Below are 6,000 nucleotides of genomic sequence, written 5' to 3'. Positions count from 1 at the left end.
CTCCGCTCGCTGACCCTCCAGCGAACGGTCCGACAAAACATCAGGGGGGTCAAAATTGGGCGCCGATACCCCCGTCTGAGGGGTCAAAATTGCATGCCGAAGCACACGCTGGCAGGCCTTCTTCGAGACGACCGACTTCATCCTCTCCCCGGCCGTGACGATTAGTCCCCGCGATTGGCGCGAGCTGTACCCGGCCCGGATCGACGGGATGGCGACGAAGAGCTACTACCACTGGCTGGCACTTGCCTACGCCTCGACGCTTGCGGGGCACCCTTCGATAACGATACCGGTCGGGCGTGACGTGAACGGCTTGCCTTTCGGCCTGCAGATCATCGGCCGTCGCAACGATGATCAGGGCGTGCTGTCCGTCGCGCGTGAGTTCGAGGCGATGTTAGCGGTCGACGACATGCTTTCGGCGCCGGTGGTAGATTTGAAGCACCTCCAAGCCGCTCCCCCACTTCATCAGGCGGAAGGATACATGGGTTTCTGAAGATATCGCATCTTGTTCTTAACCCGCACTAGTCGAGGCGGGGTTCAAGCGATGGAGCACTCTTCATAAATTTGATCAAATCATTGCGCACATCTGAGGTAAGCTACGGCGGCTGTGCTCCCGCAACCAATACTCATTCAATAGCATCACAGGCCTCGCCGTTCCCGTCCGAGGCCTTTTTGCATTGCTGCGGAAGGTCCCGAACCTAAGGGCCGCGAAGGGACCCATCTTCCGCAAGACGCAGGATCCCCGCCAGGTCGCCCACCAGTTCCAGCCGGGTGCCGCCCGGCGCGCCAACTTCCGGAACCATCCTGACCCCGGAAATGAGGCCACGCAGGATCTCCGTCGCCTCCCGCTTCATCCCCGGCACCTGAAGCGCCTCGGACAGACGCGCGATCTCCGACGGATACCGGACGCCGAGACTCGGATGCAGCCGCAGGGCAGGAGGCTCCGGCGTCTCGGCCAAGGGTTGCGTCAGTTCCACCTTCCGCGCTTCCAGCTCTGCCATCTTCGCCTTCATCAGTTCGCCTGCGGGTGGCGGTTCCGGATCCTGAACGCGGTCGACGACGTCACCCGTGAATGCCTGGGGTAATCCCGGACACGTCGATCTCCGGCCGCCGTGTCGTGCGGGAACTGACATCATTGATCGAGCGCCGGGGCAAGCCGGGCATGATCGTGTCCGAGAACGGCACGGAGTTGAGCTCCAATGCGATCCTGCGGTGGTGCCGAGAACAGGATCGACTGGCATTATATCGCGCCGGAGAAGCCAACGCAAAACGAATCTGCTGAAATCTTCAATGGACGGATGCGCGACGAGTTCCTGAACGGGACCTTGTTCCGCAACTTGGCCCATGCTCGCGAGCTGATCACAGCTTGGGCGATCTACGACAACACTACGGTCCGCAAGTATGCCCAGTACCGGTGCCGCCTGCGGAACAAGGTCATCGGCACGAAGTTCGAGCCAAGAATCCTGTGTCAGACCGGCACGAGTACCAGCTTCCTCGCCCAGATCGTGACCCTGCGCTTTGCCTGGTACCTGCCGTGGTACCGCCAGGAGCAGATCATGGCCGGCCAAGGCTTCCTGTTCCAGAGATCGACGATGGCGCGATGGAGCAACCGGATCGCCTATGAAGTTCTGAAGGACATCTACGACCGCCTTGCCGACGATGTCCTGAGTCGCTCGTCACGCCTGTTCGCCGACGAAACCTTGGTCGAACAACTTGACCCCGGCCGAGGGAAAACACGGCCAGAGCTACATGTACGCGCTTCATCGCGATGATCGGTCGTTTGGGGGCGCGCTTCCTCCGGCAACGCTGTATCTCTGGCGACGTACGCGGGCGATGTTCAACATCCTGTTCATCGGCAGCGAAGAAGGCGGCGAGGCTTGGGCCATCCTCTCCTCCCTCTTGCAGACCTGCAAGCTCAACAGGGTCGATCCGCACCGGTACCTGCTCTGGGTCTTCGGGGAGATCGCGGCGAAGAAGCCGCGGAGTGAGTACGCCGATCTTCTGTCCTGGAACGCACCACTGTCCTGTAGGGCGGACATCCCCAGAAGGCAGTAGCAACGTCCAATCAAACCAAAGAGCTCTAACGCATCTCCAAACGGGGTGTGCGCTCAAGCTTGCATCTGTCGACAAGGCTTGAACTGTCGCTGGAGGCTGGCCGCAGCACGTCGATGCACGTGAGATGCGCCCCTTCGTGTATCAGTCTGGCGCCTTCAGCCCCAAAGACACGGCCTTTTCATTTTCCGTATTGGCGCGCAGCGCCAATATAGCGGGGTGCACGGTTATGAGGGCAGAGCCTAAAATGGGGCCAGATGCAACGCTTACGGTCAGTCTTACCTTCTTCATTGTCTGTCCTCTTCTTGGAAATGACCTTAGTGGCAGATGGAGGAAAAATACCGTGGCGGGTCAAAGGGTACGCATGGGGATGTTGAGGGCGAGGATCACGCCGGCCAGCGTGGCGTGAATACCCGAGCGCAGGACCAGCACCCACGGACACCCAGGATCAGGTAGGGCGAAAGCCGGATTGCCGGTTCAGGACCACCAGCAGCCCGTGCCTACCGCAGCAGCGGCCAGATTGATCAGCGACATGTCGGTCGTATGGAAGACCGCGATCACCAGCACGGCGTCCAGATCGTCGATGATCGCCAGCGCAGCGAGGAACACCTTCAGCGAGGCGGGCACCCGGTTGCCAAGCGGCGACAGCACCCCGAGGGCAAGCGCGATCTCGGTTGCGGAGGGGATGGTCCGCCCGCGCAGGGCCGCCGGATCCCGGCGTTTAGCGCCATGTAGATCAATACGTGCACGGCCGTGCTGCCGAGGGCCGCGACCCCGGCAGGATGCGGCAGGGCCAGGTTGGACAGCTGCCCGTCCGTCACCTCGCGCTTGACCAGCCGGCTATCAGGAAGAACAGCGCCATCAGCCCGCCATCGATCCAGTCCTGAACGCTGAGGGGCCAGGATACACAGGCAAACCGTCGGAATACGCCGACCCAAGCCGCGAGTTGGCAGTGACGATGGCCGGCACCGCCATGGCCATCAGCAAAAGCCCGCCCGAAGCCTCGGCTGGCCGAGACGGTCCGGACCTGTCTGCTACTATGGGCCGCAAGACTGACGCCTTCCTGATCATATATGGTCCGATCTTCCGTGGGTTGACAACGTGCGGCCATCGCGGTCGGGATGGTCGTCACAACACAGAAACGTGAGGGAAGGTGATGGAATGGACGCTTTGGAGGACTTCCTTGGGTCGATCGGCAGCATTGTGTGGGGACCCTATCTGCTGATCCCCCTGCTGCTGGGAACAGGCATCTACCTGACGGCGCGGCTTGGGGGCATCCAGTTCCTGCGTCTGGGGGCGGCGCTGCGCCTTGGCCTGTTGCGCCGAAAGGATGACGGGGGCGAGGGCGACATCTCGCAATTTCAGGCGCTGACCACGGCCATGGCCGCCACGGTGGGCACCGGCAACATCGTCGGCGTGGCGACCGCCATCGCCATCGGCGGCCCCGGCGCGCTGTTCTGGATGTGGATGACGGCGCTTCTGGGCATGGCGTCCAAGTATTCTGAGGCGTTCCTCGGCGTGCGCTTCCGCACGACCGACGCGGCGGGCGAAAAGTCCGGCGGCCCGCAATATTATCTGGAGCGGGGGATCCCCGGCACGCTGGGCCGCGTGCTGGCGCTGTCATTCGCCGTGTTCGCGGTCTGCGCCTGTTTCGGGATCGGGAACATGACGCAGGGCAACTCCATCGCATCGAACCTTGAACGCAGCTTTGCGGTGCCGACCTGGGCCACGGGTGCGGTTCTGGCCGCGATGACGCTGATCGTTCTGGTGGGCGGCATCAAGTCCATCGGGCGGGTGACGGCGGGTTTCGTGCCGGTGATGATCCTCTTCTACGTGATCAGCGCGCTGTATATCCTGCTGGTGAACATCGCGGCGGTTCCGGCGGCGTTGGGAGAGGTGTTCAGCCAGGCCTTCACCGGCACCTCGGCAGCGGGCGGTTTCGTCGGATCGACCATCATGATCGCGGTGCAGTTCGGCGTGGCGCGCGGCATCTTTTCGAACGAATCCGGGATGGGTTCGGCGGCCATCGCGGCGGCCTCGGCCCAGACGACGCATCCGGTGCGGCAGGGCCTCGTGTCCATGACGCAAACCTTCATCGACACGATCATCGTCGTCAGCTGCACCGGCCTTGTCATCATCACCACCGGCGTGTGGTCGCAGATCGATCCGGCGACGGGCACCCAGATCTCCCCCGCGATCATGACGGGCGAGGCGTTCACCCACGGCCTGCCCGGCCAGTGGGGGCATTGGGTGGTGACGGTCGGCCTCGTGCTTTTCGCCTATTCCACCATCCTCGGCTGGGCCTATTACGGAGAGCGGAACGTGGAGCGGTTGATGGGCCGCCGCGCGGTGATGCCGTTCCGGGTCCTCTTCTCACTGGTGGTGTTCTTCGGCTGCACCGTGCAGCTGGGGGTGGTCTGGAACTTCTCGGACGTGATGAACGGGCTGATGGCGATCCCGAACCTGATCGGCCTGCTGATCCTGTCGGGTCTGATCGCCCGCGAAACGCGCCACTACCTGCGTCACGATCCGAAGCTGGAGGCGACGAGCGCCGAGATCGAGGCCTTCATGCGCGGCCAGCCGGGCTGGGACGACTGGCAGCGTAGCGAGCGTTCCTGAGGAACATCGTGGCCCGTTGAGGGCCACGGACCATAAGAAGAGGGGGAGGATGGTCGTTGCGGCAGTAACGCGTCAGATTATTGTTCTGACGCCGCTACCTTCACCGGGCGCATTGTGATTGCGCGAAGTGTTCGAAACATATGATCGGGCAGATCTGGGCCGTCATGGCCGAAACTCAGACGGGTCGCTGTCCCAAGACGTCGTCATCCCTCGCAAGGAGATTTCTTATGCCCGCCCAACTCTACTGCTTTGGTGAAAGCGGCAACGCCTACAAGGCCGCCCTTACGATGACCTTGTCGTCCTATCCATGGGTGCCGGTCTGGGTCGACTTCTTCCACGGCGAAACGCGCACCGAGCGCTTCCGCGCGATCAACGCGATGGGGGAGGTTCCCGTTCTTGTGGACGGTGACCTTATCCTCACCCAATCCAATCTCATCCAGCTGCATGTGGCAGAGCGGACGGGGATGTTTCTGGGCGAGACGGAGGAAAACCGCCGCGAGGTTCTGCGCTGGCTGTTCTGGGATGTCAGCAAAGGCTCGGGCCAGTTCGGGCCCCTGCGGTTCATGATGAACTTCCTGCCGGAGGATCGGCGCTCGCCGGACGTGATCGCCTGGGCCAGCGGTCGTGCCGCGGCGTCGCTTGATGTGCTGGAAGCTCACCTTGCGCGGCGGGAATGGCTGGTCGGCGACGGTCTTACCCTCGCCGATCTGGCATGTTGCGGCTATCTTTATTATCCTGAACCGTTTGGCTTCGTCCGACGGGAACGCCCGGCCATCTCAGGCTGGCTCGATCGTATCTCCGCGTTGCCGGGATGGGCACATCCTTACGACCTCATGCCCGGACATCCGAGTGAACGGACATGAGATCTGCCTCATGCAACGCATCGTTGGGCGGATCGCCAGCGTCTCACGCACACGCTCCGGCCTTTTCCAGCGGGATGGAGGGGCCACGGCTCTTGTGGGGTTCCCCCTACCTGAAGCTTACATTCGGCCTCCTGCCGACGTCCGCCGACGCATGATCTTCTCAGGTCCATGGCGCATATCCTCGCCCGTCCGGATCATGCTGCCAGACCGTCGTTGCCACCCTTGAAGTGGAACCCGCACCCCTCAGAAATGCTAATGCTCGATATGACGGAGCATCCTGCCGTAATAGAGCCATCCGACCGTATCCTCGTCCGTAAGCATTCTGCCGCATCGGACAGCGTTCTTTCTGGTGGATCATCGTCGGGTTCACGCCGTTTCGCCACCTGGCGTGCTTCCGTTCTTCCCTGCTGGCGTTTCGCGTGCCATGGACGCGGGAACCTGATGCCCTTAAACCACTTGTGCAATGCCA

Annotated in this window: 6 protein-coding genes and 2 pseudogenes; 6 read left to right on the top strand and 2 right to left on the bottom strand. The window is 62.4% G+C overall.

Annotation, left to right across the window (positions count from 1 at the left end):
• Positions 1-88: 88 nt before the first annotated feature.
• Positions 89-490, top strand: coding sequence for an amidase family protein (locus tag PIJ50_RS10800; RefSeq protein ID WP_271975169.1), 402 nt, complete (start codon positions 89-91; stop codon positions 488-490).
• A gap of 205 nt (positions 491-695) precedes the next feature.
• On the opposite strand, the gene PIJ50_RS10795 is transcribed toward PIJ50_RS10800, so the two are convergent.
• Positions 696-1,010, bottom strand: coding sequence for a hypothetical protein (locus tag PIJ50_RS10795; RefSeq protein WP_271975171.1), 315 nt, complete (start codon positions 1,008-1,010; stop codon positions 696-698).
• On the opposite strand from PIJ50_RS10795, the pseudogene PIJ50_RS10790 reads away from it, so the two are divergent.
• The 3 genes and pseudogenes from PIJ50_RS10790 to PIJ50_RS10780 all read left to right on the top strand — a co-directional run.
• A pseudogene (locus tag PIJ50_RS10790) lies at positions 1,011-1,370 on the top strand (integrase core domain-containing protein); the annotation flags it as partial. It abuts the gene before it with no gap.
• Positions 1,353-1,769, top strand: a complete 417-nt coding sequence (locus tag PIJ50_RS10785) for an IS66 family transposase (RefSeq protein WP_271975167.1) — start codon at positions 1,353-1,355, stop codon at positions 1,767-1,769. The pseudogene PIJ50_RS10790 and the gene PIJ50_RS10785, both read left to right, overlap by 18 nt.
• Positions 1,747-2,052, top strand: coding sequence for a transposase domain-containing protein (locus PIJ50_RS10780; RefSeq protein WP_271975166.1), 306 nt, complete (start codon positions 1,747-1,749; stop codon positions 2,050-2,052). The genes PIJ50_RS10785 and PIJ50_RS10780 overlap by 23 nt, the downstream gene beginning before the upstream one ends.
• A gap of 348 nt (positions 2,053-2,400) precedes the next feature.
• Here the strand turns inward: PIJ50_RS10780 and PIJ50_RS10775 are convergent.
• Positions 2,401-2,751: pseudogene (locus tag PIJ50_RS10775) on the bottom strand (Na+/H+ antiporter NhaA).
• Positions 2,752-3,210: 459 nt separating this feature from the next.
• Here PIJ50_RS10775 and PIJ50_RS10770 point away from each other — a divergent pair.
• Together PIJ50_RS10770 and PIJ50_RS10765 are read left to right on the top strand one after the other, a co-directional pair.
• Entirely contained in the window at positions 3,211-4,668 is a 1,458-nt protein-coding gene (locus tag PIJ50_RS10770; protein ID WP_271975164.1) for an alanine/glycine:cation symporter family protein, read from the top strand.
• Positions 4,669-4,895: 227 nt separating this feature from the next.
• Complete coding sequence (locus PIJ50_RS10765) at positions 4,896-5,531, top strand: glutathione S-transferase family protein (protein ID WP_271975163.1); 636 nt, start codon at positions 4,896-4,898, stop codon at positions 5,529-5,531.
• Positions 5,532-6,000: the final 469 nt, after the last annotated feature.

Source organism: Falsirhodobacter sp. 20TX0035, from assembly GCF_028307215.1.
GTDB lineage: Bacteria > Pseudomonadota > Alphaproteobacteria > Rhodobacterales > Rhodobacteraceae > Falsirhodobacter.
The sequence above is the reverse complement of the archived record's forward strand: the minus strand, read 5'-3'. Positions and strand labels throughout refer to the sequence as shown.

Bases quoted from the DNA above. Each gene is read 5' to 3' on its own strand.
- PIJ50_RS10795 (WP_271975171.1), bottom strand. From the start codon at position 1,010: ATGAAGGCGAAGATGGCAGAGCTGGAAGCGCGGAAGGTGGAACTGACG.
- PIJ50_RS10780 (WP_271975166.1), top strand. From the start codon at position 1,747: ATGTACGCGCTTCATCGCGATGATCGGTCGTTTGGGGGCGCGCTTCCT.
- PIJ50_RS10770 (WP_271975164.1), top strand. From the start codon at position 3,211: ATGGACGCTTTGGAGGACTTCCTTGGGTCGATCGGCAGCATTGTGTGG.
- PIJ50_RS10765 (WP_271975163.1), top strand. From the start codon at position 4,896: ATGCCCGCCCAACTCTACTGCTTTGGTGAAAGCGGCAACGCCTACAAG.